Origin of the sequence: Hyphomonas sp. (assembly GCF_965284475.1) — a bacterium.
Classification (GTDB): domain Bacteria; phylum Pseudomonadota; class Alphaproteobacteria; order Caulobacterales; family Hyphomonadaceae; genus Hyphomonas.
The window spans coordinates 2,179,017-2,205,335 of the sequence record NZ_OZ260087.1; the positions used below are offsets into that span (position 1 = coordinate 2,179,017).

Below are 26,319 nucleotides of genomic sequence, written 5' to 3' on the forward strand. Positions count from 1 at the left end.
CGGTGATAAGTGCATGCCTCAATCTGAGCTTCAAGGACGCAGGGGTTATATTACGTGTTTGGTTCGAAGCAAAAATCGCGTCGGAAACTGGCTGCACAGGTGCGCAAAGCACTGGGTGCGCCTGATTGGCTTGAGTCCGTCGATGTCGACGATGGCGGTCGCGCGATCCTCGTCCTGCTGGCCGATCCGGCCGATACGCACGCCGCCGAGGCACGCCGGATCGAGGCGGAAGGCCGGGCTGAACTGGTGGCGGGCGTGAAATCGGTGACGAGTATCCTGACAGCCGAAAAATCGGCAGCGCAGGCGCCGCAGGTCAGGCTGGAACCGTCTCCAAGGCGGGTGTCAAAGGGCGCGCGCCTGTCCGACGAGGCCATGCAGCAGGCAGCACCGCCAGCAGCGGCGGGTATTCCGAAGATTAAGGGTATCGACCGGATCCTGGTCGTAGCCAGCGCCAAGGGCGGGGTCGGCAAGTCCACCGTGGCGGTGAACCTGGCGGCGGCCATGGCGAAAACGGGCATGAAAGTCGGCCTGCTGGACGCCGATGTCTATGGCCCGTCGGTTCCGACCATGCTGGGCATGCAGGACGCGCACCCTGAAACTGCCGCGTCGAAAAAGCTGGTTCCGGTCGCGGCGCATGGCCTGAAAACCCTGTCGATCGGCTACCTGTCCGATCCGGACTCACCGATGATCTGGCGCGGGCCGATTGTCATGTCGGCAATCGCGCAAATGCTGAACGATGCTGAATGGGGCGAACTTGACGTGCTGGTCATCGACACGCCGCCGGGCACGGGCGACGCGCAGCTGGCGATTGCGCAGCGCGTGCCGGTGACGGCTGCCATCATCGTCACCACGCCGCAGGAAGTGGCGCTGGCCGATGTGCGGCGCGGGGCGGCCATGTTCACCAAGACCGCCGTGCCAGTGCTTGGCATTGTCGAGACGATGAGCTGGTTCGAGGATCCGGCCGGCAATCGCCACTATCTGATGGGTGAAGGAGGCGGCGCCGATATGGCACAAACGCTTGGCCTGCCCCTGCTGGCGCAGATACCGATGCTGCAGGCGATCCGCGAAGGGGGCGACAGCGGTGAGCCTTCGGCCCTGGCCGGCGGCGAGCCGGGACGCATTTTCCACGAACTGGCGCGCACCGTGGCCGTGGGCCTCGATACGCTGGAATCCAGACCCGCGCCGGAGATTGTCTTCGAGGACTGAGGCGCCCTAGGCGTTGAAGTTGAGGATGAGACCCGGTTCCGGCCAGCGGCACTTGATGAGCTTGCCCGTGCTCGACAGGGTCAGCCAGGCATCCATCATGTCGTCGCCGCCAAAGGCGATATTTGTGACCAGCATGTCCGGGAAGGCCGTGTGGCTGAACGCGCCTTCTGGCGTGATCGTGGTGATGCCGCCATTCAGGATGGTTGCGACGCAAACATTGCCCGCCGCCGTCATGGCGAGGCTGTCAAAGTATTGCAGGCCCGGCATCGTGGCGACGACGCGGCCGCCATTGAAGGGACTGGCGGGCCTGATCTCGCCGGGGGCGGCCAGATCGAAGGCCCACATGCGGCCGGTCATCGTGTCGGCCATGAAAACGGTCTGCTCGTCGGGCGAGAGGCCGACACCATTGGGCGAGGAATAGTGGAAATCGAGTTCGACCGCCTCGACTGTGCCAGTGGGCAGGTAGAACAGGCCGCCGAAATCGCGGTGCCGGGAATAGGTTTTCCCGTGATCGGTAAAGTAGAGATTGCCTGCCTTGTCGAACACAAGATCGTTCGGGCCCTTCAGGGGGTTGCCACCAACCGTGTCGAGAACACGATCGACCTTGCCGGTTGCAAGGTCGATCCGCTCGATCCTGCCGCCGGAATAGTCATCCGGGCAATTGCCGGGAATGAGCAGCCCGCCGACATCATGGTACTGGAAGCCGCCATTGTTGCAGCACCAGAGGGCGCCGTCCGGCCCGATGGCGAGGCCGTTGGGGCCGCCGCCCGGCGTGGCGATCACTTCCGACTTGCCGCCACCCCAGTGACGCGAGATCTGGCCCTTCTGGATTTCGACGATGATGATGCTGCCATCCGCCATGACGACAGGGCCTTCGGGAAAGCCGAGACCCTCGGCCACGAGTTCGAAATCCATGCGTATTCCTCCATGTTATGGAGGCATATTACGGGTGGCACACGGTGCTCACAACGGCTTCCGCCGGGGGAGGGGCCTACGCGTCGGTGCGGGCGTCGACCGGTGTGCGCTCAAGCCTGCGGATGGTGAATGCGTGATCGTCGCCTTCGCTGACCTCGAAACGGGCCGCTGAAGTTTCATGCCATTCATTATCGGGCAGAGCAGGGAAGAAGGCATCGCCTTCAGGCGCCGCATCGACATCGGTCAGATAGATGCGGTCGGCCAGGGGCAGGGCCCGCTTGTAAATGGCCTCCCCGCCAATCGCGAAGACTTCGGCCTTTCCGTCACGCGCGGCGATGGCCTTGGCCGCGTTTACGGCAGGCGCAAAGCTGGAATAGACCCGCGCGCCGGGCGCATCATAGGTCCAGTCACGGGTCATCACGATGTTCTCGCGATCCGGCAGGGGACGCCTTGGCAGGCTTTCCCATGTCTTGCGCCCCATGATGATCGGGCTTCCCAGGGTGACCTGCTTGAAGAACATGAGGTCGCTCTTCAGGCGCCAGGGCAACTGGCCGGAAACGCCGATCACATTGTTGAGGCCACGGGCCACGATGAGGCTGAGTTTTACGTTACTGTGCATTACGGTCGAACAAGCCCTTCATGATATTTGTGGCTGCGAGGCAATTTTCCCCTCGCTTTATTAAGCATGTGGAACACATCGTTTTGTGGTCGAAGCAACCGGATTTGTCAGCTATCAGAGACCAATCGCAGTTCGAGGGGCAAGTGTGTTCAGCTCAATCATCTCTATTATCACCAATGACAACCCCAGTCTGGCCATTCAGGTTGTAGGCGCGCTGGCGCTCACCTTTACGGCGATTTACCTGCTCAAAGGGCGCGGCTGGGCCCTGATGTATGTCGCTTTGATACCTTTCCTCAACTGGTCATTCGGTGTCATCCCCGAATTCCAGATTGTCGACAAAAGCGAGACCTGGACCCAGGGGATTTCGCTTCACCCCATGACGCTGGTCACTGGCATGGTCTTCGTGATTCGCGACTTCGTCCAGCGGGAGATGGGACACCGCGTGCTGGCTGTGATGGCAATGGCTGTGGCCTGGTCTTTCTTTTATGCCTGGCCGGTGATTGCGCTGGCGAGTGGTATCGCATTCGCAGTGTCGGAGGGTGTCGACTGGCTGATGTTCACCTTCACCAAGTATCGCCTGTCGACACGGATCCTGTTGTCGAGCGCGCTGGCCGCGCCGGTCGACACAACCGTCTTCCTGTATGGCGCGGACCTGGCCAAGCAGATGGAATTCGGGGCAGAGCCCGGCAATTCGCTGCATGTCGCGAACTGGGTCGTGTTCGTGATCGGGAAAATGGTGGGCGCCGTGATTGTTTCGCGCGTCATACGGCGGCGGGAAGACCTCGGCCTGACGAATCCGGCCGAGGCCTGAAGCGCTAGGCGGCGTCCTTGTCGAGCAGTCCCATGCGGCATTTCAGGCCTGCGAGACCTGCGCCGACGAGGGGTGCAATGAGGAACAGCCAGAGTTGCGATATCGCCTCTGCGCCGACAAACAGTGCCGGGCCGAAACTGCGTGCCGGATTGACCGACACGCCGGTGACCTGGATGCCCACGATGTGGATAGCCGTCAGAGTCAGGCCGATCGAGAGGCCGGCCATGGCGGTTGGTGCGGCAACATGGGTCGAGCCCAGAATGACGACGAGGAAGATGAAGGTGGCGACGATCTCGAACACAATGGCTGCTGCCAGCGTGTATTCACCGAGATAGCCCGTGCCCCATCCGTTCTGGCCGAGGCCGTTGACCCCGATATCATAGCCCGCCTTGCCGGTGGCGATCAGGTAGAGGATGCCGGCGCCGACCGTGGCGCCGATGAATTGCGCCGCCCAATAGGTCAGCATGCTCTTGCCATCCATGCGCCCGGCGACGAATGCACCGAAACTGACGGCTGGATTGACGTGGCAGCCCGAGATCGGGCCGATACCATAGGCCATGGCGACAATGGCCAGGCCAAAGGCGAATGCGATGCCAAGTTGCCCGACCTGCTCGCCTGCAAGTACGGCGGCGCCGCAGCCAAACAGGACGAGTGTGAGTGTGCCGAGAAGTTCGGCGAGGAAGATTTTCATTGTATCCCTCCCAGGAAAAGACGGTTGAGTACCGCCGGGGAAGGAAACTGCGTGAATTCGCCGGTTTGGGCAATTGACATGCGAATTCGCATGCCCTGTCCACAAAGTGGGATCAGACGGCGACCGGCGCCTTGATGTGGGCGTGGGGCGTGTAGTTCTCGACCCTGAAGTCCTCATACTCCCAGCTGAAAAGATCAGACTTTGCGGGATTGAGGGTGATGGTCGGCAGGGCGCGCGGTTCACGCGAAAGCTGGAGCTGCGCCTGCTCGATATGGTTCATGTAAAGGTGGGCGTCGCCAAACGTGTGGACGAATTCGCCTGCCTGCAGGCCGGTCGCGCGAGCCATCATCAGCGTCAGCAAGGCATATGACGCGATATTGAACGGCACGCCGAGGAAGATGTCGGCGGAGCGCTGATAGAGCTGGCAGTTGAGCTTGCCGTCCATGACATTGAACTGGAACAGGCAGTGACAGGGCGGCAGGGCCATGTCGTTCACATCGGCCGGGTTCCAGGCCGACACGATGAGACGCCGGGAATTGGGATTGGTGCGGATTTCGTCAAGGACCCACTGGATCTGATCGATCACGCGGCCATCGGGGGCGGCCCAGCTGCGCCATTGTTTACCATAGACAGGTCCGAGGTCGCCGTTCTCGTCAGCCCAGTCATCCCAGATGGAGACGCCATTGTCCTTGAGATAGCCGATATTGGTGTCGCCCTTCAGGAACCAGAGCAGTTCGATAATGATCGAGCGCAGGTGCAGCTTCTTGGTGGTGACCATCGGAAAACCGTCAGCCAAATCAAAGCGCATCTGGCGTCCGAACACGGCTTTTGTGCCGGTTCCAGTGCGATCTGCACGTTCGAAGCCGTGCGCCAGAATGTCTGACAGGAGGTCGAGATATTGTCTCATGAGGGCCTTCTCTGGTGCGATTCGCTGGCGAAAACCATTAACACAAACTTGCCCGGGCTTACCGAAATTCCTCGCCTGTACACACCATATTGAATGAATCTTGTGGGATATTTCCTGCTGTATCCAACACAAAACCTGAGCGGGGAGGTACAGCACGATGAAAAATCATTTCCACGACCTGGTCAAACGCTGGCGCACCGATGCGCGCGGCAACACGGCCATCATCTTTGCCTTGTCGATCATTCCAATCCTGTCGATCGTGGGTGTGGCGGTCGATACGCAGATGACCCTGACGCAGAAGAACAAGGTTCAGGCCGTCGCCGACAGCGCCGTGATCTTCGGATCCCGCTCAATGCAGGCTGGTGCTTCGCGCACGGAAGTGACCCAGGAAGTGACGTCCTATGTGGCTGCCCTTCTGAAACAGCAAAGCAGCGTGCTCGACTGCGCCCCGGTTACGCTCGAATACGCAGATGATGCCGAAGACATCAATGCGTCGATCTTCTGCTCGCAGCCGACAACCCTGTCGAACCTGTTCGGACGGACCAAGATGGACTTCCGGGTCCGCGCCGGTTCGACCTATGGCATCGGCAAGGTCGAAGTGGCGTTCGTGTTCGACGTATCCGGCTCGATGGGCAACAGTGGCAAGATGTCTGACCTGAAGGCCGCGGCGCTGGATGCGGTCAAAACGCTGCTTCCGACGACTTATGATGCCTCGAAGTCTGACGATGTTCGCCTCGCCATGACCAGCTATGACACGATGGTCAATGCAGGCAGCTATTTCAAAGCTGTTACGAACAAGAATCCGACGCGCACCTATACCGCGACCTATGAGGATACAGAGAAAGTCTGTACAAAGACGAACAAAAAGGGAAAGTGTAAAAAGTACGAGAACGTCACGACAACCAAGGAGACGTCCAGGACGATCACCAATACGTGCGTCAAGGAACGTGAAGGATCGGACGCCTTCACGGATGAAGATCCGGGTCCGGGCGCATGGCTGGAAGCGGCAGAGGCGAAATACAATTCGTACAATAACAGCTGGTCGGTCGAGACCTGCAACGATATTGGCCCGCTGCCGCTGACCGATAACCGGTCCGCCCTGAATGCCTATGTCAACAACCTGGACGATTACAGCATGACCGCCGGTCATATGGGCGTTGCCTGGGGCTGGTACCTGATCGATCCGAAATGGGATTCGGTCTGGCCGTCGGCGTCGAAGCCCCTGCCATACGATGAGCCGGATGCAGCCAAGGCCATCATCATGATGACGGATGGTGAGTTCAACTCCTATTTCTCGAGCGGCCAGGGCAATTCCTTCGACCAGGCGAAGAAGCTGTGTGATGCAGCGAAGGAAGAGCATATCGTGATCTATACGGTTGCGTTCCAGGCGCCGTCCAAGGGCCAGGAAATCCTGCAATATTGCGCCTCCAGCGCCGACCATGCCTTCAACCCCGAAGATGGCCAGCAGCTGAAAGACGCCTACAGCATGATCGCCCAATCCATCTCTGATCTGCGTATCACGTACTAAGGCGCCGCAGGCCGAGATGAATCCCGTGACTGAAAATTGTACTGGCATAGCGTTTTGATCTGAACTGGAGAGATAGTTGAAGCGCGCTTTTCTGAACCACCTGCCCAATCGCTGGCGCGCCGATGCCGGCGGCAATGCCGCCATATTCTTCGCCCTCTCTTTGATCCCGATCCTGGCGCTTGTCGGGATCGCGGTCGACACACAGATGACCCTGACCCGGAAGAACAAGGTTCAGGCGGTCATCGACAGTGCCGTGATCTTCGGAGCGCGGCAGATGCAGGACGGTGCCAGCCGCGACGATGTTGCACGGGGTGTCGATGCCTATGTCACGGCCTTGCTGAACCAGCAGAATGGCCGTCTCGACTGTGCGCCCGTGTCGATTACCTACAGGGACGAGACACAGGATATCGATGCGTCAATCATATGTTCCCAGCCGACGACATTATCGAACGTGATCGGACGGACGCATATGGACTTCCAGGTCCGGTCCGGCTCGACCTATGGCATCGGCAAGGTCGATGTGGCGTTCGTGTTCGATGTGTCGGGCTCGATGGGCAATAGCGGCAAGATGGATGACCTGAAGGCTGCGGCCCTCGATGCAATCGACACCCTGCTTCCTGCATCATACGACACGGCCAGGCTTGACGATGTGCGGCTGGCGATGACGACCTATGACACGATGGTCAATGCCGGCAGCTATTTCAAGGCCGTGACCAACAAGAACGCCACCCGCACCTATACGGTCAATTACGACAGGACAACGCGGGTTTGCGTTTCGTACAGGCCCAATGGCAATTGCCGCAGGTATGACGATGTCGTCACGCCACTGGTTGCGACAACGACCATTACCAACAGGTGCGTGAAGGAGCGTGTCGGAGCTGAGGCGTTTACGGATGCCGCGCCCGCCCCGGGCGCCTGGATTGAAGCGGCAGAGGCCAGGTTCAACACGTCGACAGAAACCTGGTCCGTCGAGACATGCAACAGCATTGGTCCGCTTCCGCTTACCGATAGCCGCGCCAATCTCAAAGCCTACGTCAACGGACTGAACGATTTTGGCATGACCGCCGGCCACATGGGCGTTGCCTGGGGCTGGTACCTGATCGATCCCAAATGGGATTCGGTCTGGCCTGCCGCATCCCGGCCCTTGCCCTATGACGAACCGGATGGGGCCAAGGCCATGATCCTTATGACCGATGGGGCGTTCAATACCCATTTCTCGAGCGGCCAGGGCAATTCCTTCGACCAGGCGAAAGCGCTGTGTGACGCTGCAAAGGCCGCGCAGGTGGTCATCTATACGGTTGCGTTCCAGGCACCATCGCAGGGCCAGGAAATCCTGCAATACTGCGCCTCCAGCGCCGACCATGCCTTCAATCCTGAAAATGGTCAGCAGCTGAAGGACGCCTACCAGAAGATCGCCAAGTCGATTTCCGACCTGCGTATCACGCACTAGGTCGCCGGTGATGCCAGCTGGCGGCAGGACGCAAAGAACATGGTTTATCGCGTCTTGCCGCAACCGGGTGAAACACGCTGAAAATTCTAACGCCGAAACAAGCACTTGGAGGCATCCTGACGCGTGGTGCAACCGGAATGGTCGCGGATGAGGTGGGGAAAATGTCCAGGCTTTTGAACGATGTGCGCGTCAGTCACTTTGCGGGCGATGATCGCGCCAACATCACGATGATCGCCGCGCTCGCGATCGTGCCGATCCTGTGCGTTGCAGGCATCGCCATTGATGTGCAGATGGCCGTGACCCAGAAGGCCAAGGTCCAGGCTGTAATCGACAGCGCCGTGATTGCAGGATCGAAGGCCATGCAGGCCGGCCAGACCCGTCAGGAAATCAGCGCCCTTGTGACGAACTATGTGGACTCCCTGATCGACCGGCAGGGCAAGGGGCTGTCATGTGACGATCCCGCCCTTGTTTTCGAGGATGGCACGCAGAATATCGAGGCCTCCATCCAGTGTTCCCAGCTGACGACACTGACGCAGTTGTTGAATCGGGACAAACTCGACTTCTCCGTCACGTCCGGGACGACCTATGGCATCGGCAATGTGGATGTCGCCTTCATCTTCGACGTATCCGGATCGATGAACTCCAACAGCCGCCTCGACAATCTGAAGGCATCGGCAAAGGTCGCCTTTGATGAATTGCTGCCGGATGACCGCGAACTGGATGGTACGGTCCGCATCGCGTTGACGACCTACAATGCCAACGTCAATGCCGGCGAGTTCTTTGACGACGTGACGCGCAAGGTAACGCTCGGCGCGGATGCGCCATCCGGCAGCGATTCAGCCCAGTCACGCTACAATGCCTACCGCAATCGCGTTCTGATCGACCAGTCGACCGGAAAGCGCTTCTTCTATTATGAGAATGCCAGCTGCGACAGTAGCTGCAATTATAGCAGCAACTGGACGATTACGCCCAAGCGGCGCTGGTTCGAAACCGACATTGGCGAAAATACATGCGTATCGGAACGCGTAGGCATCAATGCCTTCACGGACGCTGCCGGCGGAACCGGCGCGACCAATGCCATGATCGCCGGCAATCCGCTGTGGAACTGGGGCACCAACAATTACAACAAGCGCAATGGCTCCAACGAGATTGAATATGGCGGGGCCAATTCCTCATATGGCGCGTTCAACGTGTCGCCGACATTGTGCGAGAATTCGTCGCCACTGCCGCTGACCGAGGACAAGGCTGTCTTGAAATCCTATGTCGACAACCTGCATGCGGGAGGCGGCACGGCTGGCCATCTCGGCATTGCGTGGGGCTGGTACCTGATTTCGCCAACCTGGAACGCGCTGTGGCCGACGCCTTCGCATCCCTGGCCGTGGGACGAACCGGATACGGCCAAGGCCATCATTCTGATGACGGATGGCGAGTTCAACCAGACGCACCCCTCCGTACCGGAAAACTCGATCGAGCTGGCGATGGAATTCTGTGATGCGATGAAGCAGGAGCCGTACAACGTGCAGATCTACACGGTCGGCTTCCAGGTGCCGAGCAATGTGGCAACCACGCCGGGCGGAAAATCCATTCTGGACTATTGTGCAACCTCTGCCGGTCATGCCTTCGAACCCAGCAATGGTGAGGAGCTGACCGACGCCTATCGCGAGATCGCACAATCCATCTCTGACCTGCGGCTAACCCACTAGGCAGGCCCGCCCAACGGGCTTCACGCGAGATAAACCGATGGCAATTGGCAAGGCATTCAGGACGTGGCGGGGCGGACGGGGCGGCAACATCTCCGTGATGAGCGCGCTGTTCATTCCGGCAGTACTGGCGGTCGGCGGCATCGCCGTCGATTTCCAGTTCACGGTCCGCCAGAAGAACAAGGTGCAGTTTGCGCTCGATTCAGCGGTTCTGGCCGGCGCGCTGTCGCGTCAGGGCGGTGCGAGCGAAGATGCCGTGGCTGAAGATGTCAGACGCTACACCGCGTCGCTGATTGGCGAGCAGGGCGGCGATATTGTCTGCACGCCGGTCAGCGTGGCCTTTTTTACAGACAACAAGGACATTCGCGGTTCGATCGCGTGTGACCAGCCGACATTCATTTCAAATCTCATGGGCTGGGAAAAACTGAGCTTTCGTGCGGCATCGACGTCGACCTATGCGGTCGGCAATGCCGACGTTGCCTTCGTGTTTGACGTGTCAGGATCGATGAACAGCTACAACCGGCTCAGCCTCCTCAAGTCGGCCGCTGAAGTTGCGTTCGATGAATTGCTGCCGGATGACGGACCGAATGACGGCAAGGTGCGCCTCGCCATCACGACGTACAACAATGCGGTGAATGCCGGCGCCTATTTCGATGATGTCACGCGCAGTGTGCAACTGTCAGCTGACGGTTCCGATGCGGATGCACGCAGCAATTACTATACGCACAATGATGCACGCATGTTCGATGCGGCGACGGGCAAGCGGTTCTTCTATTACGAGAAGGAGTATTGCCCCGGCGGGTACTGTACCGGTAACTGGGATGCCGCGCGCCGGCCGCTCGAAGACGCCTCCCTGGTCGACACATGCGTGTATGAGCGCACCGGCGGTGAGGCCGCTTCGGATGCTGCGCCAGGTTCGCTGCGCTGGATCGGTGCGGGCAACCCGCGCTGGAACTGGAACGACAGCAATTCACGCAAACGCAACGGCCAGTGGGAAATCGAAAGCGGTGGCGGTAATTCTTCCAGTGGCGCCTATAATGCATCCTATGCAGGGTGCCGTGCCTCCGGGCCTGTTCCGTTGACGGATAACAAGGCGGCCCTCAAGGCGCATGTCCAGTCGCTGACGGCGAATGGCGGAACGGCGGGCCATATAGGCCTGGCATGGGGCTGGTATCTTCTGTCACCCAACTGGTCGTCGATCTGGCCGGAAGCGTCCGTGCCGCTTGCCTACAATACCAAGCAGAACATGAAGGCCGTGATCCTGATGACGGATGGTGACTTCAACACCAACCATCCGACTGCCGCGAAAAGTTCGTTCCGGCAGGCGCAGGACCTTTGCGACACGATGAAGGCGGCCCCTTCCAAGATACAGGTCTACACGGTTGGATTCCAGGTGCCGACAAGCGTCCAGAAGACGGCTGACGGCCGCACGATCCTGGAATATTGCGCCACCAGCCCAGCCTATGCCTTCAACGCGTCAAATGGCGAAGAGCTGACTGCGGCCTACCGGTCAATCGCGCGGTCAATCTCGGAATTGCGGATCAAGCAATAGGGCGTTCCAGCGGATAGGACATGGCCACATCGCAGCGGTCATAGCGTTTGCCGTGGGATTCCAGGATGCCGGTATCGTGCCGGAAGCCGAGCTTTTCATAAAGGTGGATCGCCGCTGCGCATTTGCGATTGGTGAGCAGGTAGAGGCTTTCCATCTCCATCTGGCGTGCACGGTCAAGCGCCGCCGCCAGCAGGAACTCGCCCGACTTTCGTCCGCGCGCCGATTTCAGCACGCCCATCTTGGTCAGTTCGAACCGGCCATCGCCCATCGGCATCAGGGCGCAGGTGCCGACAATGCCGAGCCCGCCGGTTGAGACGAACAGAACCGCGCCGCCCCTGTCGACAATCAGGTCGCGTGGATTGGACAGGACCTCGCGGTCGGTGTCTTCCAGCGTGAACATCTCGCTGATCCATTCTTCGTTGATGTCATAAAACGTCTCGGCAAGGTCGTCGGAAAATTCCACGATGGCATGGCCGTCGGCGGCGCGCTGCGACAGGGACGACTCGTCGAACGCCGCTTCGATGCGCGCGATCTGGTCCAGCAGGCCGGCATCGGGGCCGGCGGCGAGTTCCTCGGCGGCGCGGGCAACATGGGGCCAGACGTCCCGCTTCATGCGGGCAACCGCTGCGGCGCCTTCCACTGTCAGCGAAATGGATTTCTGGCGCCGGTCGGCATCGGACACGGTCGTTTCCGCAAGCCCCATTTCGACGAGCCCGACAAGGCTGCGCGTCACGGCCGGCTGGCTGACACCCAGGGCCGCGACGGCTTCGGTCACTGTCAGGGGGCCGTAACGGTCGAGCGCTGCCAGCAAGGGGAAATGGCTTGGCTGGGTGATGAAACAGTTCTGTTCGAAAATCTGCGCCGCATCGGCCTGCATCCGTTCTGCCAGGCGTTTCAGGCGGCTGCCGAGGGCCAGGTATCCGAGGTCTTTGAGAATGTCAGGCATGACGCGCTCCGCAATATATATAACACGTTATTCAAATTGCGATTCCTGTCAATATGGCCTGAGGGAATTTGCGGCAGGCAGCGTAAAGGCCTTTCATCCGGGCGCCATGTCCCCTATATAGAAATTGTCTTCGGACTATGGCGATAAACGTACGTGTAATAAGCGGTTCGGACCCGGGGGCGGTACCCGGCGGCTCCACCAAAAGCAGGCTCAGGCTCTCACCGGCCTGTTTCTGACGGGGCCGAAATAGGATCGACGGACGTCTAAAGACGATGCTTTCGCCCGTATGAGCCCCGTTAGAAGCTCACATCAACATAGTTGCAAATGACAACTTTGCTGAAGGTGAACTGCTCGCAGCGTAGTCTGTGCGTAGTATACCGCATTAACTCCTAAGGATTCAGCTCCTTAGGCGGGGCCCGGAGGCGCCTGGCAACAGAAGCCTCCACTTTTCCCTTATTTGCGGTAATCGAGCGGCGGATCGCGGTCGCCCAGCAGCGATGTGTATTCATAGTCCTCGCCGCGCGCGGCATCGAATTCCGCACGGGCGGCTGTGCGCAGTTCCGGGTTCTCGTAAAGCTCAATGGCCGCGAGTGTCAGCGTCTTGGCGGCAACCTGCGCGCCCTTGTAGCCGATCGACATGCCACTGGCGGCAACGGCCTGCCAGCTATGGGCAGCCGTGCCGGGCACCCATGTCGCTGTGCGCAGGCCGACGGTCGGCACAGCGAAGGAGACATCCCCGACATCGGTCGAGCCATAGCCGAGGGAGACTTCGAAGGGCTGTACCTCATTCTCGCTGCCGAGGGGCAGGTCCGGCCTGGCAAAGCTTGTATAGATTTCCTCGGCGAAGGCGGCTTCCTCTTCATTATAGTCCACGCCGCCGACCTGGCGCAGCTTGGTGTCCATCATCCTGGCCAGTGTTTCGTTGACCAGGAGCGGATTGTTGCCATGGATCACTTCCCACTCGACACGCGTACCAGTGCCCATGGCCGCGCCACGGGCTGCGTCTTCCATGCGCGCCCAGATTTCCGCCACGCCGTCGGCGCTGGGGTGGCGGGCATAATAGAAGACTTCGGCAAAGTCAGGCACCACGTTGGGCGCAACACCGCCCGAAGTGATGACATAGTGGATACGTGCATCCTGGGGCACGTGTTCGTGCATCATGTTGACCATGTAGTTGAATGATTCCACGCCATCGAGGGCTGAGCGGCCACGCTCAGGTGCGCCGGCCGCATGGGCGGACACGCCATGGAAGCGGAACTTGGCCGAGCGATTGGCAAGCGTGGTCTGCGCTGCTGCAGAGTTCTGGTCGTCGCCGTGCCAGTGCAGGGCAATGTCGACATCGTCGAACAGGCCTTCACGCACCATATAGACCTTGCCGCTGCCGCCTTCTTCGGCGGGCGTCCCATAGAGGCGGACTGTGCCTGGCGTGCCGGTCTGTTCCAGCCAGTCACGAATCGCGAGTGCGGCGCCGACCGAGCCGGCCCCGAACAGGTTGTGTCCGCAGGCATGGCCGGCATGCTTGCCTTCAATCGGGGCGCGGCTGGCCAGGGCATCCTGGTTGATGCCGGGCAGGGCATCAAACTCTGCGAGGATGGCAATGACCGGCCCGCCCGAGCCGTAGCTGGCGATGAAGGCGGTCGGAATGCCCGCCACACCGGCTTCAACCGTGAAACCGGCCTCGTTCAGTTTCGATTGCAGCAGGCCGGATGATTTCTCTTCCTGGTAGCCGACTTCCGCCCAGTCCCAGATCTGCCGGGCCATTTCGGCCGTCTCGTCATAGCGCGCATCAATACTGTCGAGCACGGCCTTGTCGCCGGGTGTCTGCGCATGAACGCAGGCGGTGAGGGCGAGGGCGGCAAGACTGGTCGGGATGAGGCGCATGAGGGGCTCCGGTTGGGTTGGTGCTGGCCGGAGACTGCATCAAGGCGCCGACAGGAACAAGGCATGCCACAGGCGTCAGCTGTAGCGTGCATCAACTTTGGGGCCGTCAACGCCGCCAGCGACGGCGGCGAGACCGGCTTCGAGATCAGCCAGGTAGGCGTCCACCACGTCGGCATGTTTGGGTGAGAGCATAAGGTGCAGGCTTGGGGGCTCCTTGGTGACGGAGGTAAACCAGCCGCGCCGGTAGATCTCGCCGTAAAGGGCAAAGGCGTGATGATCCGGATGCCGGAATGCGACGAGGCCGAGCAGGGGATTGCCGAGCACGTCGAAGCCGAGGCGCTTGACGCCCGCTTCAATCCGCTCGCGCGTTTGGCAGACCAGGCCCTGCTTCGCGCGATAGCCATCAATGCCCAGCGTGTTCATGACAGCCCAGGCAGCCGAGATGGCGCCGCCGGGGCGTGTGCCGGCCAGTGTGGGTGTCTTCATCGGTGCGCCCGACCAGCCGGCCATGTCGAAGGGCATGTACTGGTAAAGCTCTTCAGAGCGGAAGAGCACGGTCGAGGCGCCCTTGGCGCAATAACCATATTTGTGCAGGTCGGCGCTCATCGAGTGGACCTGTTCGACTTCAAAATCGAAGGGTGGCACCGGCACACCATTCATGCGGGCGAACGGGGCGAAATAGCCGCCGACACAGGCGTCGACATGCAGCCACACATTCCTGCCGGCGGCGACCTCGCCCAGCGCTTCAATCGGATCGATGATGCCATGCGGGAAGTTCGGCGCGGAGCCGACCATCATGATCGTGGCGGCATCGACAGCTTCGCCCATCGCGGCCGGGTCGGCCTCATAGGAACCGTCTGTCTTCAGTGGCACCCTGCGCACCTCGATATCCATGAGATGGGCCGCCTTGTCGAAGGCGAGATGCGCCGACTGGGGCAGCACGATATTCGTGCCTTCGCGCGGGCGTCCATTGGCGCGGGCATGGTCACGCGCTGTCTTCATCGCCATCGTGATCGAATCGGTGCCGCCGGATGTCATCGTGCCGGTGGCGCCATCCGGGCCGTGGAGCAGGTCCAGCCCCATCGCGATGACGTCTTTTTCCATCTGCGCCAGGCTGGGAAAGGCGAGGGGGCCAAGACCGTTCTCGGCCATATAGAGTCCATAGGCTTCGTGCTGGATGCGCGAGATGTCCTCGCCGGCATTGAAGACATAGACGGCTGTGCGGCCGTCGCGCCACGCAGCGTCGCCGCCGCCGCGTGCGATCATGTCGGCCCTGACCTCGTCCCAGGCGCGCCCGTGCTGTGGCATCTTCATGGATCGTGCTCCCCTCGAATTCTCTGTTCCGGGCTGCAAGCCTATGCGCGGCCAGGGGCCTTGGCCAGAGGCGAAAGGACAGCGCGTTCCAGTGCAACCTTGCCCGCCATGGCGCGTTGATTCTCACTTAACCGAGAATGGAGACGCATCATGTCAGGCCAACCACCCGAAAAAAAGCAGGACGACAAGGACGTGACCGAGGACATGCGGGACATCCGCCCGTCTGGTCCGGAGAACATGGAGAACCCGCCGGAGAAATGGGACGAGGTTGATGAGGAGAGCGACGAGTCCTTTCCGGCCAGCGACCCGCCAGGCAATTACTGAGATCGCGTTCGGCGCGGCGTGTTCCGGCGCGCCGCGCCTCTTGCTGTTGACATCACTACGCGTTCAGGGATTCCGCTCCCCGTCGGGGCGACTGCGCGAGTGCCGTTTTTTTCCTCGCCTGCCGTGCGAAGCCCGTTGCAGGGAAATGGGACCAGGCATAGTGTACGAAAAATAAACAACATCAGGATTGAGGGTCAGTACGGCGAACATGACGGATTACATCGGATATGATGCGCTCACCCAGGCGGCCATGCGCGGCGTCGTTCGCGAGGCGCTCAAGCGCGCACTGGCCAATGGCGGCCTGCCCGGCGAGCATCATTTCTACATCACGTTCCGCACCAAGGCACCCGGCGTCAAAGTCGCTGATTACCTGACCGAGCGCTTTCCCGAAGATATGACGATTGTCGTGCAGCACCAGTTCTGGGATCTTGAGGTCGGCGATGGCCATTTCGAGATCATCCTGAAATTCTCAGGCGTACCGCAGCACCTGTTCGTGCCCTATGCGGCGATCACGCGCTTTGTCGACCCGTCGGTGAATTTCGGCCTGACCTTCGAGAACACGAACAAGGACGAATCGGTGATCGCCCCTGCCACCGCGTTTGAGCCAACGCAGCAGGATGTGGCACCCGTCGAGGCTGGCACAGTCGTGAATCTCGACGCGTTCCGCCGCAAATAGGGTCGCCGGAATATTGGCAGATACAGACAAGCCCCGACTCAGCGATGCGGACATGCTGGCCCGCTTCCGGGATTCGAAGAAGCGCCCTCCCTGTTCCGATACGCTTGGCATGACGCTGGCTGAAGTCGAGCAGGATGCCATGCGCATCCGCATGGATTTCGATGTGCCGGAGATGTTTTCCAACCCTACGGGCGCCGTGCAGGGCGGGTTCATCTCGGCCATGCTGGACGAGGCGATGAGCACATGCGTGATCATTGCGTCCAATGTGACCATGACCGCGCCAACACTCGAAATGAAAACCAGCTTCCTGCGCCGCCTGATGCCCGGCCCGGCGAGCGTCGAGGCCCGCATCCTGAAACTGGGCAAGTCCGCCGCCTTCATGGAAGCCGAGTGTTTCGGCCCGGACGGCGAACTGATCGCCAAGGCGACGGCGACGGCGATTCCCATGCTGTTCAAGCGGCTGGGCTGAAAATGACCAGGGGCTGACGCAGCGGAAATGCCTCCCGCGTTTCAGAACCGTGCTATTCTCCCTCAAAACAGGCACTGCGGGAGGCAGGCAATGGCAAATGACACCAGCACGGTCAAAGTACCCCAGGGCATCATCGAGATATCGGCCTTCGTACCCGACGCGCGAAATGATCCGCATACCCCGTTGAAGGCTTTGCGCGACGGGTGTCCTGTCATGCGGGACGAGATGGCAAAGACATGGCTGTTGACGCGCTATGATGACGTGCGCGGCCTGGTGAATGATCGCGGTCATGTGCGCCTGCCAAGCAAGGCCGAAGAGGGCTCATTGCCGCGCCGTTTCGTCGACGATGAAAATGACCGTTCACGTACTAGCATCCTCTTCCTGGACGATCCCGACCATGCCCGCATCCGCCAGCCACTGGCCAGGGCATTCTATGCCCGGATCAACAGGATGAAGCCTGACATCGAGGCGATCATTGATGACACGATTGCAGCAGCGCCTGACACAGGCAGTTTTGACCTGATGGAGGCGGTGGCCGTGCCGGTCCCGGTCCTGGTGATTGCGCGCATTCTGGGCGTGGACGAGCGCATGCTGGCCGATTTCCGGCAATGGTCCGAAGATGTGATCCTCGGCCTCAATCCTGTGCGGACCGAGGAAGAGACAGCACGGCTGGCAAGCGGAGCGCAGGCACTGGATGCGTATTTCACCGACCTGATGAACGCGCGGCGGACACAGCCGCGCGATGACCTGATCTCCGATATGGTGATGCTGCAGGCGAGCGGCGAAGCGGACATCACGGATGATGAGCTGATACTGAACCTGCAAGCCCTTCTGGTAGGCGGCAACCTGACCACGACTGACCTGATCGGCAATGGCGTGTGGCTGTTCCTGACGCATCCCGAACAGCTGGCTGCGCTGAAGGACAATCCAGGCCTTGGTGCGCAGGCCGTGGAAGAAGTGCTGCGCTATGAGGCGCCGGTGTCGGCCACTTCGCGCATTCTCGCCGAGGACCAGCAGATCGCCGGGTGCCCGATGAAGGCGCGCCAGGCCGTGTTCTGTTCGCTCGCGTCGGCCAATCGCGACGAGGGCACCTTTGAAGCGGCCGACCGGTTCGACATCACCGTCAAACGGGCGGGCCATGTTGCCTTCGGTGGCGGCCCGCACATCTGCATCGGGGCGCCGCTGGCGCGCATCGAAGCCCGGCGGGTCTACCAGAAACTGTTCGAGCGTTACCCGGACATGCGTCTGGCAGAGCAGGAGATTGTGTGGCGGGCCTTGCCGTTTTTCCGCGGGATCGAGCGGCTGGATGTGGAGGTGTGACCGCAGATCACTCCATCGCTTCGGCGCTGAGCCAGATGCCCTCGCGCTCGCCAACGCGGCGCTCGACCAGCAGGCGGGCAACCTGATGGTCGTCCTCGAACACATTTCCGGTGAGGCTGTCGAGGAGGGCCTTAGCCAGATTGTCGAGGTCCATCCACGGTGCCTCGCCGGTATATTCCATGACGATGTGCACGCTATAGTCGCCAAAGCCCGGCCGCAGGGGCGGGAATTCCTTGCGGAAGAATTCCTTGAGCAGGCCCTTGTAATACTTGGCCTGTGTGGTGAGGCCGTGGCAGCGCACTTCCAGCGCACCCCGGTCCGTAATGCGCGCGCGCACCTTGCCTGACCGGATCCAGTCGTCGATCAATGCCGGGTCATCCCGCGCGATGCCATTCTGGCCTCGATCGCTTCCTTGGACTCTTTCAGGCCAAGGCCGGTGGTCTCGCGCAGCAGCCTGATGGCGGCGATCTTGCGCCTTGCGTCAATCTCGGCGTCAATGTCCATCCAGCGGGACACGGTGACACGGCCAACGGCTTCAGCCACCTCTTCCTTGGTCATCCTGTCTGGCGACAGGGTGCTTCGTCCGCTGCCCCGTATCATGAAGCCAAGGACAAATGCGAGCACGAGCGCGAACAGGACGACCGGGTCGGACAGCGTATCGATCATGGCGGGCATGTTATGCCGCGCCAGCCGTATTGCCAGCTATTTCCGGGTCAATGATCATATTTGCGCGGCGAGATGGGAGGGGGCGACGCGCTTGATGACCTCCACAACGTGCTGGAACCGCGCGCTGATCGTGCCCCTGGTGATGGTGATTTCCATCTGGCCCTCCAGCGGGTCCGCGTCCCGACCATGGATAATTTCGGGGGCGGGGATGACATGAAGCGAGCGGCGGCCCCGCGCTGTGTCTAGGCGCAGGCCGATAATGTCCGTCCAGGCCAGCATCCGCTCCTGCCCGTCGATGTGCAGGCAAATGCCCTGTGTGTCGATCACCATTTCCGGAACCGCCGAGAGGATGCTTTTCAAACGCCAATAGGCGAGCAGGAGCAGGCCGACCAGCCCCATCGCGAGCAGCGTTTTCAGCAGGCCGCCGACAAGGCCGGCACCCGCCGGATCCTGTGCGCCCACCACCAGGGCGCCGAACTGGGCCGAGGGCACGCGGAGCATCACGACAATGCCGACGACCATGGCCATGGCGAGCCCGAACAGCATCACGCCGTCACTGTAGCGCTTCCTGTGGATTTCAAGACGTTCGCCCATGCGTATCGCCACCTTGCCCCGTTCTGCGCGCATGCTAAACCGCGCCCAGCAACAATCCAGCGAAATTCCAGGGAGCCCGCACCGATGGCCAACACCCCCACCCGCACCGAATCCGACACGATGGGCCCTGTTGAGGTCGCAACTGACCGCTATTGGGGCGCACAGGCCGAGCGCAGCCTCGGGAACTTCAAGATCGGTTGGGAAAAGCAGCCGGAGCCGATCATTCGCGCACTTGGCATCGTCAAGAAGGCCGCTGCGCAGGCGAACATGGATCTCGGCAAGATGGATCCGGAGCTTGGCAAGGTGATCGTGCAGGTGGCCGATGAGGTGATCGACGGCAAGCTGAACGACCATTTCCCGCTGGTCGTGTGGCAGACGGGCTCGGGCACACAGTCGAACATGAATGCCAATGAGGTGATCTCCAACCGCGCCATCGAAATCCTTGGCGGCGAGATGGGCTCGAAGAAGCCGGTCCACCCGAACGATCATGTGAACATGAGCCAGTCGTCAAACGATACGTTTCCGACCGCCATGCACATTGCCTGCGCCGAAGAGGTCAGCCATCGCCTGATCCCCGCGCTGAAGCATCTCCATGGCGCGCTCGATACCAAGGCGAAGGCCTGGGCCGACATCATCAAGATCGGCCGCACCCACACGCAGGATGCAACACCCGTCACGCTCGGCCAGGAATTCTCCGGCTACGCCCAGCAGGTGCAGAACGGCATCGCGCGCATCGAATCGACCCTGCCCATGCTGATGGAACTGGCGCAGGGCGGCACGGCCGTGGGCACGGGCCTCGCCTCGCCGGCCGGTTTCGCCGAAGCTGTTGCCGAAAGGATCGCCGCCATTACGGGCCTCGCATTCACCTCCGCACCGAACAAGTTCGAGGCGCTCGCCGCGCATGATGCGATGGTGTTCACGCATGGCGCGATCAGCACAGTCGCCATGAGCTGCTTCAAGATTGCCAATGATATCCGTTTCCTCGGTTCTGGCCCGCGCTCGGGACTTGGCGAACTGGCCCTGCCGGAAAATGAACCCGGTTCGTCCATCATGCCCGGCAAGGTGAACCCGACCCAGTGCGAGGCGCTGACACAGGTGTGCGCGCATATCCATGGCAACAATGCGGCCATTGGCTTTGCAGGGTCACAGGGCCATTTCGAGCTCAACGTGTTCAACCCGATGATGGCCTACAACTTCCTTCAGTCGACACGCCTGCTTGCGGACGCCGCGATCAGCTTCACCGACAATTGTGTGGTCGGCATCGAGCCGCGCCTCGACAATATCAAGCGCGGGCTCGACAATTCGCTGATGCTGGTGACGCCGCTCAAGGAAAAGTATGGCTATGACCGCGCAGCCAGGGTCGCCAAGACCGCGCACAAGAACGGCACGACGCTGCGCGAGGAAGCCATCAGGGACGGCATCCCGGGCGAAGATTTTGACGCCATCGTTCGCCCGGAAAAAATGATCGGACCGGATCCGCATTGATGAGCTCAGCCGTCAGCCCGTAAGCATTTTCAGGGCGAGGGCACTGAGGTAGAGACCGAGACCGAACATCAGGTGTGTGACCAGGCTTCTGGCCCGAGCGACGTTCGGTTTTGGTGTTCTTGATGCCGCAATTCCTGCACCGAGACCGGGCTGCAGGATCAGGAACGGTGCCAGCACGCTGACGGCTCCAAACAAAAGGGCTGGTGCGATCACAGGCGACAGTATCCAGTCCTCACGCATGATTGCCAGAAATGTGGCTGCAAATACCACGCCTGTCAGATAGTGAATCGTCCAGCCCAAGGCCCGCTCATTCGGGATGATGGCTGCGCTGGAAATATGTCCGTCGATGCGGTGCCCGAGCGCAAGGTGTCCGACCCATCGACCTACCAGCCCATAGTCGAGTGCCTTGACGCGGAAAACGTGCTTCTGGACGAGCGCCCAGATGTCCATGAATACGGTTGCGCCTATTCCGATGACAAGCGAGTTCGATAGCAGGTTTGTCAATTTCACACCCCTTTCAAATATGTAATAACATTACATATTCTTCTTTGCCGGAATTCCAAGTCCGGGCTGATCAATAGCCGTTGCAATATGCGACCGGCAGGAACCCGTCGCTTCTTCTGAATTGAGGCAGCCTGTAGTTGACGCAGTGGTATCAGGGGTGCTTGTGGTCCTGAGCCAGTCTTCGGCAAAAGATGACTGCGTAGCGGGAGAAGCAGTACATGAGCATGGATTTCAGCAATTTGTTTTCGGTCGCGGGCAAGACCGTCGTCGTCACCGGCGGATCGCGCGGCATCGGCGAGATGATCGCAGCCGGCTTCCTCAGCCAGGGCGCCAGGGTCATCATCTCTTCGCGCAAGGCGAAGGCCTGTGAGGAAACGGTTGAACGCCTTAAGGCTGAATATGGTGGCGAGATCTATGCGATCCCGTCTGATGTGGGCACGCTGGTTGGCATCAACCACCTCGCCGACGAGATCACCAGGCGCGAGGACAAGATCGACGTGCTGATCAACAATGCGGGCGTGGCATGGGGCGCGACGCTGGAGGACTTCCCGGAAGCCGGCTGGGACAAGGTGATGGATGTCAACGTCAAGGGCGTCTTCTTCCTCACGCAGAAACTGATGCCGCTGCTGCGCAAGTCTGCCAGCGCTGACGAGCCTGCGCGCGTCATCAATATCGCCTCGATCGATGGCATGCACACCAGCCCGATGAGCGGTTTTGCCTATGGCACGTCAAAGGCCGCCGTGATCCATCTTACACGTTTCATGGGCGCGCATCTGGCGGGTGAGCACATCCTCGTGAACGGCATCGCACCGGGACCGTTCCCAACTTACATGCTGTCCACTGGCGTCGGCTTCAAAGGCGAAACGGACGGCGTCGACTGGCAGTCCATCGGCGACCGCAACCCGTCGGGACGCGTTGGTGCACCGAGCGATGTTGCGGGCCTGTCGATCTTCCTGTCGTCAAAGGCGTCAGCCTACATTACCGGCCACACGATTCCCTGTGACGGTGGCATCGTCTCGGCCAGCTAGAGGCCTTCAGAGCCTCTCGTCTGCAGGAAAGTGTGGAGGCTGGCCCGCAGGGGCTGGCGCCGAGCGTCTGTGGGTCTAGATTGGCGCGAGAAGAATCACTTCCGCCCAGAAAGGCAGAGACACATGGCCAAATCCCCCGTCGGTTCCAAGGACAACCCATCCCAGTTTGACGTGATCGGCAAGCTCGCGGACGACGAGCCTTATTTCGTCATCCGCGCGCATGATCCCCTCTCTTCGGCGCTGGTCGAGCTGCACGCCTATATCGGCGCGGGCCAGTCGGGCGCCGCCCACAACAAGCTGGCGGAGATCATGGCGATGACGGCGGCGCGCGCTCCGCGCCCGGCCTCCAGCCCGAAATACCGTGAGACGTTCGCGATTTCGCTGGCCATGGAACAATGGCGCGACAGTCACAAGGAATGAACCTGGCGCCCGTCACGCTGGCGGACGAACATGTCCGGCTTGAGCCATTCGAGGTCTCCCGTCACGGGGCAGACCTGCGGGCCATGGCCGAAGGCGCACCGGACCTGTTCCGGCTCTGGTCGCATCGCGGCCCGGGCGACTGGATCAGCCGCTGGCTCGATACGATTACGGGGCGTTCGGCGGCAGGGACGATGCTCCCGTTTGCGGTGCTCTCACCGGATGGCAGAGACTATCTCGGCATCACCAGCTATCTTGATCCAAGCGCAGTCAATCGCAGCGTCGAGATCGGCATGACGGTCTACACGCCGCACGCTGTGGGCACGGCGGTCAATCCGGCGACCAAGCGCCTGCTTCTGGCTCACGCCTTTGGCCAGGGAGCGGTCCGCGTCCAGTTCCAGGTGGATGACCGGAACAAGCGCTCTCAGGCCGCTGTGCTGAAACTGGGCGCCAGGCAGGAAGGCGTGCTGCGCAATCACCGCATCCTGCAGGACGGGTTCATTCGTGACACCGCCTTCTTTTCCATACTCGACAGCGAGTGGCCGGAGGCAAAAGCCCGCCTTGACGCTCGACTGGCCGGCTTCTGCTGAGTAGGCTGCGCGACATGTCGACTCCGATCAATCTCAACAAGGCCCGCAAGGCCCGTGCGCGTGACGCCAAGGCGCAGGCAGCGGACGAAAACCGCGCAAAGTTCGGCCGCACCCGGGCTGAACGTACGGCAGAACAGATGCGCGCCGAGAAACTGGCCAGGCTGTCGGATGGCCACCGCCTGGGCAGGGAGCCGGGCGACTAGGGTTAACACAACCTTTCAGGACGGCCCCCGGATTGCACTCTGACCGAGCAGAGTGTTCCAAACCGGGAGAAGCTGTCAGATGAAAAATATCCTGATCAAATTCGTCATTTGCACGATCGCCTTTTCGGGCGGTATCGCCTGGGGCATCGCTGCTGAAGCGGGTGAAACCGGCGTGACCCTGGCGACCATGTTTGGCCGTTGAGTCTTCAGCTGCCGGGTCTGGGCAGGGTGCCATCCAGCAGCATTTCATCATAGCGCCGGCCTGACACGCGCTGCAGCGCATCGAAGATCGGTCGCGCCTTCTTGTCCTTCAATAGCGGAATGCCGCTTGCCAGTTCGGCGGCCCGGGCATAGCGCAGCTGCGCAGTTTCCATGTCGCCCCGCGCCTCGGCGCAGGCCCCCAGATTGTGCAGCACGGCTGGCGCGCGGGGATAGGCACCGGCCAGTTCATCCCACTGCGCACAGGCACCAAGGAAATTGCCACCCTTCGTGGCCTCGACCGCCAGGCCAAATCGCGTGTCATTCTGCTCTTCCGGTATCAGCCCTTCGGTCATGATCTCGGCGCGCACGGTCTTGTTGTAGGGGGCGATGTCATAGCGCAAGCGCCGCACTGCCTCGACGACGGCGTCATGTACCATGCCGATGGGCGCGTTGTACGGATTATAGTTTGACTGGCGCGGATCGCGGTAGACGCCCTCAGGGCGGCCATCATCGGGATATTCTGCAATGTCGATGCAGGTTTCCCGCACAGCTCCGCCCGGCTGGCCAGCGGTGAAGACATTGCGGTTGGCTGCAAGATCGACCAGCGTCGTGGTCACTGTCACGGCGACCGACTCGGTCGTGCACTCGGTTTCCACCATGGCGTGCCGCTTGCAGTCAAGCAGGCCGTCATGTTTCACGCAGCGGCGTTCGCGCTCGTAGCGGACTTCCTCGTCCCAGGCATCGATATCCACGCGGCCTTCATAGAGGCTGTCGGGGCGCCCTTGCGTCGCCATGAACCAGGGCATGCCGTCAAGGCGAATCTCGGCGATCATCGCTTCCAGCTCGCCCTCGGCAACATCGCCTGCGGGGCCGCGAAACCTGCCGACTTCGGGCGCGCGGTAATCAGCGGCCTGAGGGAAGTTAGGCGCGATCCGGGCTTCATAATCATAGCCTGGCGTCTGGCAGGCCGCGAGCAGGACCGTTGCGGCCAGGAAGAAGAAAAATCGCATGAATTGCCCCCGTTTTCAGTTCTGTTGGCTTCACTCTCGTGAAAGGCGCTGAACGCTTCATGAACCGGTGCCTCTAACCGCCCCTAGCGTCAATGGTTGACGCGGGCAGGGGGCGTCGCCACTTCTGACGCTGTTTGAATGGAGCCTTCACGAATGACCAGCCCGCTTTTTTCGCCAATCAAGATCAAATCCATGAATATCCCCAACCGGATTGTCATGGCCCCGATGACCCGCAGCAAATCGCCGGGCGGAGTTCCGGGCGAAGACGTGGCGGATTATTATGCGCGCCGCGCCGCAGCCGACGTTGGCCTGATCGTGACTGAAGGCACAACCGTCAAGCGCGGTGGATCGTCGAACGACCCGAACGTGCCGAATTTCTACGAACCCGACTCGCTGGCCGGCTGGAAGCGCGTTGTCGAGAAGGTCCACGCCGAGAAAGGCCTGATTGCACCGCAGCTCTGGCATCAGGGCATGATGCGCAAGCCGGGCACAGGCCCCAACCCTGATGCGCCGACAGACAGCCCGTCGGGCATCACTCATTCCGGCAAGCAGGTATTTGACCCGCCATCGAGCGCGGAAGTCGATGACATGGTCATGGCCTATGCCAATGCGGCCGGTGAGGCGGTGCGTCTTGGCTTTGACGCGATCGAGATTCACGGCGCCCACGGCTACCTGATCGACGAATTCTTCTGGGACGTGATGAACAGGCGCGACGACCGATTTGGCGGCAGCCTGCCGGAGCGCGCAACCTTTGCGGGCGATATCATCCGGGAAACCCGTAAACAGGTCGGGCCCGATACCGCGATCATCCTGCGCTTCTCGCAATGGAAGCAACAGGACTATACCGCGCGCCTCGCCCGGACACCGGCCGAGTTCGAGGCCTTCCTGAAAGTGTTCGTGGATGCCGGCGTCGATGTGCTGCACGCCTCACAGCGGCGCTATTGGGAACCGGAATTCCCGGATGTCGATGGTGAGAATGGCCTTAACACGGCGGCCTGGGCGAAAAAGCTGACCGGCCTGCCAAGCATCACCGTCGGTTCAGTCGGCCTCACCGGCGATTTCCAGAATGCCTTCCGCGGCGAAGGGGCCACGGTACGCAAGCTGGATGATCTGGAAGCCCGCCTCGACAAGGGCGAGTTCGACATGGTCGCGGTCGGCCGCGCCCTGCTGCAGGATCCGGACTGGGCCACCAAGGTGCGCGAAGGGCGCAGTGGCGAGCTGAAGGACTATGACGCGAAATCCCTCGCGGTGCTCTACTAGGGCGCTCGCAAGCTAATCCCCGCCCGGGCGCAGTGCCATGCCGCTGCATCCG

General features: G+C 61.0%; 29 protein-coding genes and 1 other RNA gene. 18 read left to right on the top strand and 12 right to left on the bottom strand.

The genetic code is table 11. From position 1 onward, the window contains the following. The first annotated feature begins 99 nt into the window (after positions 1 to 99). Positions 100 to 1,206: an Mrp/NBP35 family ATP-binding protein gene (locus ACQ66M_RS10750; RefSeq protein WP_350170368.1), complete on the top strand. Its 1,107-nt coding sequence runs from the start codon at positions 100 to 102 to the stop codon at positions 1,204 to 1,206. A gap of 6 nt (positions 1,207 to 1,212) precedes the next feature. On the opposite strand, the gene ACQ66M_RS10755 is transcribed toward ACQ66M_RS10750, so the two are convergent. Continuing rightward, positions 1,213 to 2,121 (bottom strand): SMP-30/gluconolactonase/LRE family protein, encoded by a 909-nt coding sequence (locus ACQ66M_RS10755; RefSeq protein WP_430403738.1) that lies wholly within the window; start codon positions 2,119 to 2,121, stop codon positions 1,213 to 1,215. A 76-nt stretch (positions 2,122 to 2,197) separates the two neighbouring features. Further along, positions 2,198 to 2,740 carry a dihydrofolate reductase gene (locus tag ACQ66M_RS10760; RefSeq protein WP_350170577.1) on the bottom strand — a complete coding sequence of 181 codons (543 nt, stop codon included), beginning with the start codon at positions 2,738 to 2,740 and terminating at the stop codon, positions 2,198 to 2,200. A 145-nt stretch (positions 2,741 to 2,885) separates the two neighbouring features. Between ACQ66M_RS10760 and ACQ66M_RS10765 the strand changes: the two genes are divergently transcribed. Beyond that, positions 2,886 to 3,551: a hypothetical protein gene (locus ACQ66M_RS10765; protein WP_350170576.1), complete on the top strand. Its 666-nt coding sequence runs from the start codon at positions 2,886 to 2,888 to the stop codon at positions 3,549 to 3,551. Positions 3,552 to 3,555: 4 nt separating this feature from the next. Here ACQ66M_RS10765 and ACQ66M_RS10770 read toward each other — a convergent pair whose 3' ends face one another. Together ACQ66M_RS10770 and ACQ66M_RS10775 are read right to left on the bottom strand one after the other, a co-directional pair. Further along, the gene (locus ACQ66M_RS10770) at positions 3,556 to 4,242 is read right to left on the bottom strand and encodes an aquaporin (RefSeq protein WP_350170575.1); all 687 of its coding nucleotides are present in this window, start codon (positions 4,240 to 4,242) and stop codon (positions 3,556 to 3,558) included. Between the two features lie 112 nt (positions 4,243 to 4,354). Further along, positions 4,355 to 5,149, bottom strand: coding sequence for a thymidylate synthase (locus ACQ66M_RS10775; RefSeq protein WP_430403740.1), 795 nt, complete (start codon positions 5,147 to 5,149; stop codon positions 4,355 to 4,357). Between the two features lie 157 nt (positions 5,150 to 5,306). Here ACQ66M_RS10775 and ACQ66M_RS10780 point away from each other — a divergent pair, with 157 nt between their 5' ends. The 4 genes from ACQ66M_RS10780 (at position 5,307) to ACQ66M_RS10795 (ending at position 11,379) form a co-directional block, all read left to right on the top strand. Next, positions 5,307 to 6,677 carry a VWA domain-containing protein gene (locus ACQ66M_RS10780; protein WP_430403742.1) on the top strand — a complete coding sequence of 457 codons (1,371 nt, stop codon included), beginning with the start codon at positions 5,307 to 5,309 and terminating at the stop codon, positions 6,675 to 6,677. A 76-nt stretch (positions 6,678 to 6,753) separates the two neighbouring features. Then, positions 6,754 to 8,127 carry a pilus assembly protein TadG-related protein gene (locus tag ACQ66M_RS10785; RefSeq protein WP_430403744.1) on the top strand — a complete coding sequence of 458 codons (1,374 nt, stop codon included), beginning with the start codon at positions 6,754 to 6,756 and terminating at the stop codon, positions 8,125 to 8,127. A gap of 161 nt (positions 8,128 to 8,288) precedes the next feature. Then, a complete protein-coding gene (locus tag ACQ66M_RS10790) occupies positions 8,289 to 9,830 on the top strand; it encodes a pilus assembly protein TadG-related protein (RefSeq protein ID WP_430403746.1) in 1,542 nt (513 codons plus the stop codon). A 37-nt stretch (positions 9,831 to 9,867) separates the two neighbouring features. Further along, positions 9,868 to 11,379, top strand: a complete 1,512-nt coding sequence (locus ACQ66M_RS10795) for a pilus assembly protein TadG-related protein (protein WP_430403748.1) — start codon at positions 9,868 to 9,870, stop codon at positions 11,377 to 11,379. On the opposite strand, the gene ACQ66M_RS10800 is transcribed toward ACQ66M_RS10795, so the two are convergent. Further along, on the bottom strand, positions 11,369 to 12,325 hold the full coding sequence (locus tag ACQ66M_RS10800; protein WP_430403750.1) for a bifunctional helix-turn-helix transcriptional regulator/GNAT family N-acetyltransferase: 957 nt from the start codon (positions 12,323 to 12,325) through the stop codon (positions 11,369 to 11,371). The genes ACQ66M_RS10795 and ACQ66M_RS10800 overlap by 11 nt on opposite strands. An 87-nt stretch (positions 12,326 to 12,412) precedes the next feature. Here ACQ66M_RS10800 and ssrA point away from each other — a divergent pair. Beyond that, positions 12,413 to 12,772: a transfer-messenger RNA gene (gene ssrA / locus ACQ66M_RS10805) on the top strand. A 6-nt stretch (positions 12,773 to 12,778) separates the two neighbouring features. Here ssrA and ACQ66M_RS10810 read toward each other — a convergent pair. After that, positions 12,779 to 14,206: an amidohydrolase gene (locus tag ACQ66M_RS10810; RefSeq protein ID WP_350170568.1), complete on the bottom strand. Its 1,428-nt coding sequence runs from the start codon at positions 14,204 to 14,206 to the stop codon at positions 12,779 to 12,781. Positions 14,207 to 14,281: 75 nt separating this feature from the next. Continuing rightward, on the bottom strand, positions 14,282 to 15,520 hold the full coding sequence (locus ACQ66M_RS10815) for a pyridoxal phosphate-dependent decarboxylase family protein (protein ID WP_430403752.1): 1,239 nt from the start codon (positions 15,518 to 15,520) through the stop codon (positions 14,282 to 14,284). A gap of 150 nt (positions 15,521 to 15,670) precedes the next feature. Here ACQ66M_RS10815 and ACQ66M_RS10820 point away from each other — a divergent pair, with 150 nt between their 5' ends. From ACQ66M_RS10820 to ACQ66M_RS10835, 4 genes are all read left to right on the top strand, one after another. After that, the gene (locus ACQ66M_RS10820; protein WP_350170583.1) at positions 15,671 to 15,844 is read left to right on the top strand and encodes a hypothetical protein; all 174 of its coding nucleotides are present in this window, start codon (positions 15,671 to 15,673) and stop codon (positions 15,842 to 15,844) included. Positions 15,845 to 16,052: 208 nt separating this feature from the next. Next, complete coding sequence (locus ACQ66M_RS10825) at positions 16,053 to 16,520, top strand: SspB family protein (protein ID WP_350170566.1); 468 nt, start codon at positions 16,053 to 16,055, stop codon at positions 16,518 to 16,520. Between the two features lie 13 nt (positions 16,521 to 16,533). Next, positions 16,534 to 16,989 (top strand): PaaI family thioesterase, encoded by a 456-nt coding sequence (locus ACQ66M_RS10830; RefSeq protein ID WP_350170565.1) that lies wholly within the window; start codon positions 16,534 to 16,536, stop codon positions 16,987 to 16,989. A 90-nt stretch (positions 16,990 to 17,079) separates the two neighbouring features. Continuing rightward, on the top strand, positions 17,080 to 18,309 hold the full coding sequence (locus tag ACQ66M_RS10835; RefSeq protein WP_430403754.1) for a cytochrome P450: 1,230 nt from the start codon (positions 17,080 to 17,082) through the stop codon (positions 18,307 to 18,309). Between the two features lie 7 nt (positions 18,310 to 18,316). Here the strand turns inward: ACQ66M_RS10835 and ACQ66M_RS10840 are convergent, their stop codons facing one another. Genes ACQ66M_RS10840 through ACQ66M_RS10850 form a run of 3 tightly spaced genes read right to left on the bottom strand, consistent with a single transcriptional unit; the run spans position 18,317 to position 19,602 of the window. Beyond that, a complete protein-coding gene (locus tag ACQ66M_RS10840; protein ID WP_430403756.1) occupies positions 18,317 to 18,676 on the bottom strand; it encodes a RusA family crossover junction endodeoxyribonuclease in 360 nt (119 codons plus the stop codon). Beyond that, on the bottom strand, positions 18,673 to 18,975 hold the full coding sequence (locus tag ACQ66M_RS10845) for a ribosomal protein L7/L12 (RefSeq protein WP_350170563.1): 303 nt from the start codon (positions 18,973 to 18,975) through the stop codon (positions 18,673 to 18,675). Before ACQ66M_RS10845 ends, ACQ66M_RS10840 begins: the two co-directional genes overlap by 4 nt. Before the next feature lie 54 nt (positions 18,976 to 19,029). Further along, complete coding sequence (locus ACQ66M_RS10850; RefSeq protein ID WP_430403758.1) at positions 19,030 to 19,602, bottom strand: hypothetical protein; 573 nt, start codon at positions 19,600 to 19,602, stop codon at positions 19,030 to 19,032. 51 nt (positions 19,603 to 19,653) lie between these two features. Here ACQ66M_RS10850 and fumC point away from each other — a divergent pair, with 51 nt between their 5' ends. Next, positions 19,654 to 21,054, top strand: coding sequence for a class II fumarate hydratase (gene fumC / locus ACQ66M_RS10855; protein WP_350170561.1), 1,401 nt, complete (start codon positions 19,654 to 19,656; stop codon positions 21,052 to 21,054). A 12-nt stretch (positions 21,055 to 21,066) separates the two neighbouring features. Here fumC and ACQ66M_RS10860 read toward each other — a convergent pair whose 3' ends face one another. Further along, positions 21,067 to 21,558 (bottom strand): DUF2938 domain-containing protein, encoded by a 492-nt coding sequence (locus ACQ66M_RS10860; RefSeq protein WP_350170560.1) that lies wholly within the window; start codon positions 21,556 to 21,558, stop codon positions 21,067 to 21,069. A gap of 224 nt (positions 21,559 to 21,782) precedes the next feature. On the opposite strand from ACQ66M_RS10860, the gene ACQ66M_RS10865 reads away from it, so the two are divergent. The 5 genes from ACQ66M_RS10865 (at position 21,783) to ACQ66M_RS10885 (ending at position 23,998) form a co-directional block, all read left to right on the top strand. Continuing rightward, positions 21,783 to 22,586: an SDR family oxidoreductase gene (locus ACQ66M_RS10865; protein WP_430405158.1), complete on the top strand. Its 804-nt coding sequence runs from the start codon at positions 21,783 to 21,785 to the stop codon at positions 22,584 to 22,586. A 123-nt stretch (positions 22,587 to 22,709) separates the two neighbouring features. Further along, positions 22,710 to 23,006, top strand: a complete 297-nt coding sequence (locus ACQ66M_RS10870) for an aspartate decarboxylase (RefSeq protein WP_350170559.1) — start codon at positions 22,710 to 22,712, stop codon at positions 23,004 to 23,006. Beyond that, positions 23,003 to 23,593: a GNAT family N-acetyltransferase gene (locus ACQ66M_RS10875; protein ID WP_350170558.1), complete on the top strand. Its 591-nt coding sequence runs from the start codon at positions 23,003 to 23,005 to the stop codon at positions 23,591 to 23,593. The genes ACQ66M_RS10870 and ACQ66M_RS10875 overlap by 4 nt, the downstream gene beginning before the upstream one ends. A gap of 14 nt (positions 23,594 to 23,607) precedes the next feature. Further along, entirely contained in the window at positions 23,608 to 23,796 is a 189-nt protein-coding gene (locus tag ACQ66M_RS10880) for a DUF4169 family protein (protein ID WP_430403760.1), read from the top strand. 79 nt (positions 23,797 to 23,875) lie between these two features. Continuing rightward, positions 23,876 to 23,998 carry a hypothetical protein gene (locus ACQ66M_RS10885; RefSeq protein ID WP_430403762.1) on the top strand — a complete coding sequence of 41 codons (123 nt, stop codon included), beginning with the start codon at positions 23,876 to 23,878 and terminating at the stop codon, positions 23,996 to 23,998. A gap of 4 nt (positions 23,999 to 24,002) precedes the next feature. On the opposite strand, the gene ACQ66M_RS10890 is transcribed toward ACQ66M_RS10885, so the two are convergent. Further along, entirely contained in the window at positions 24,003 to 25,007 is a 1,005-nt protein-coding gene (locus ACQ66M_RS10890) for a hypothetical protein (RefSeq protein ID WP_430403764.1), read from the bottom strand. Positions 25,008 to 25,160: 153 nt separating this feature from the next. On the opposite strand from ACQ66M_RS10890, the gene ACQ66M_RS10895 reads away from it, so the two are divergent. Beyond that, positions 25,161 to 26,267 (top strand): NADH:flavin oxidoreductase, encoded by a 1,107-nt coding sequence (locus ACQ66M_RS10895; RefSeq protein ID WP_350170554.1) that lies wholly within the window; start codon positions 25,161 to 25,163, stop codon positions 26,265 to 26,267. Positions 26,268 to 26,319: the final 52 nt, after the last annotated feature.

What these genes read in the sequence shown, in the direction of transcription:
- ACQ66M_RS10755 (WP_430403738.1), bottom strand. Translation starts at nt 2,121, where the DNA reads ATGGATTTCGAACTCGTGGCCGAGGGTCTCGGCTTTCCCGAAGGCCCT.
- ACQ66M_RS10760 (WP_350170577.1), bottom strand. Translation starts at nt 2,740, where the DNA reads ATGCACAGTAACGTAAAACTCAGCCTCATCGTGGCCCGTGGCCTCAAC.
- ACQ66M_RS10770 (WP_350170575.1), bottom strand. Translation starts at nt 4,242, where the DNA reads ATGAAAATCTTCCTCGCCGAACTTCTCGGCACACTCACACTCGTCCTG.
- ACQ66M_RS10775 (WP_430403740.1), bottom strand. Translation starts at nt 5,149, where the DNA reads ATGAGACAATATCTCGACCTCCTGTCAGACATTCTGGCGCACGGCTTC.
- ACQ66M_RS10780 (WP_430403742.1), top strand. Translation starts at nt 5,307, where the DNA reads ATGAAAAATCATTTCCACGACCTGGTCAAACGCTGGCGCACCGATGCG.
- ACQ66M_RS10790 (WP_430403746.1), top strand. Translation starts at nt 8,289, where the DNA reads ATGTCCAGGCTTTTGAACGATGTGCGCGTCAGTCACTTTGCGGGCGAT.
- ACQ66M_RS10795 (WP_430403748.1), top strand. Translation starts at nt 9,868, where the DNA reads ATGGCAATTGGCAAGGCATTCAGGACGTGGCGGGGCGGACGGGGCGGC.
- ACQ66M_RS10800 (WP_430403750.1), bottom strand. Translation starts at nt 12,325, where the DNA reads ATGCCTGACATTCTCAAAGACCTCGGATACCTGGCCCTCGGCAGCCGC.
- ACQ66M_RS10810 (WP_350170568.1), bottom strand. Translation starts at nt 14,206, where the DNA reads ATGCGCCTCATCCCGACCAGTCTTGCCGCCCTCGCCCTCACCGCCTGC.
- ACQ66M_RS10815 (WP_430403752.1), bottom strand. Translation starts at nt 15,520, where the DNA reads ATGAAGATGCCACAGCACGGGCGCGCCTGGGACGAGGTCAGGGCCGAC.
- ACQ66M_RS10820 (WP_350170583.1), top strand. Translation starts at nt 15,671, where the DNA reads ATGTCAGGCCAACCACCCGAAAAAAAGCAGGACGACAAGGACGTGACC.
- ACQ66M_RS10825 (WP_350170566.1), top strand. Translation starts at nt 16,053, where the DNA reads ATGACGGATTACATCGGATATGATGCGCTCACCCAGGCGGCCATGCGC.
- ACQ66M_RS10835 (WP_430403754.1), top strand. Translation starts at nt 17,080, where the DNA reads ATGGCAAATGACACCAGCACGGTCAAAGTACCCCAGGGCATCATCGAG.
- ACQ66M_RS10845 (WP_350170563.1), bottom strand. Translation starts at nt 18,975, where the DNA reads ATGATCGATACGCTGTCCGACCCGGTCGTCCTGTTCGCGCTCGTGCTC.
- ACQ66M_RS10850 (WP_430403758.1), bottom strand. Translation starts at nt 19,602, where the DNA reads ATGCGCGCAGAACGGGGCAAGGTGGCGATACGCATGGGCGAACGTCTT.
- fumC (WP_350170561.1), top strand. Translation starts at nt 19,654, where the DNA reads ATGGCCAACACCCCCACCCGCACCGAATCCGACACGATGGGCCCTGTT.
- ACQ66M_RS10865 (WP_430405158.1), top strand. Translation starts at nt 21,783, where the DNA reads ATGGATTTCAGCAATTTGTTTTCGGTCGCGGGCAAGACCGTCGTCGTC.
- ACQ66M_RS10870 (WP_350170559.1), top strand. Translation starts at nt 22,710, where the DNA reads ATGGCCAAATCCCCCGTCGGTTCCAAGGACAACCCATCCCAGTTTGAC.
- ACQ66M_RS10875 (WP_350170558.1), top strand. Translation starts at nt 23,003, where the DNA reads ATGAACCTGGCGCCCGTCACGCTGGCGGACGAACATGTCCGGCTTGAG.
- ACQ66M_RS10880 (WP_430403760.1), top strand. Translation starts at nt 23,608, where the DNA reads ATGTCGACTCCGATCAATCTCAACAAGGCCCGCAAGGCCCGTGCGCGT.
- ACQ66M_RS10885 (WP_430403762.1), top strand. Translation starts at nt 23,876, where the DNA reads ATGAAAAATATCCTGATCAAATTCGTCATTTGCACGATCGCCTTTTCG.
- ACQ66M_RS10890 (WP_430403764.1), bottom strand. Translation starts at nt 25,007, where the DNA reads ATGCGATTTTTCTTCTTCCTGGCCGCAACGGTCCTGCTCGCGGCCTGC.
- ACQ66M_RS10895 (WP_350170554.1), top strand. Translation starts at nt 25,161, where the DNA reads ATGACCAGCCCGCTTTTTTCGCCAATCAAGATCAAATCCATGAATATC.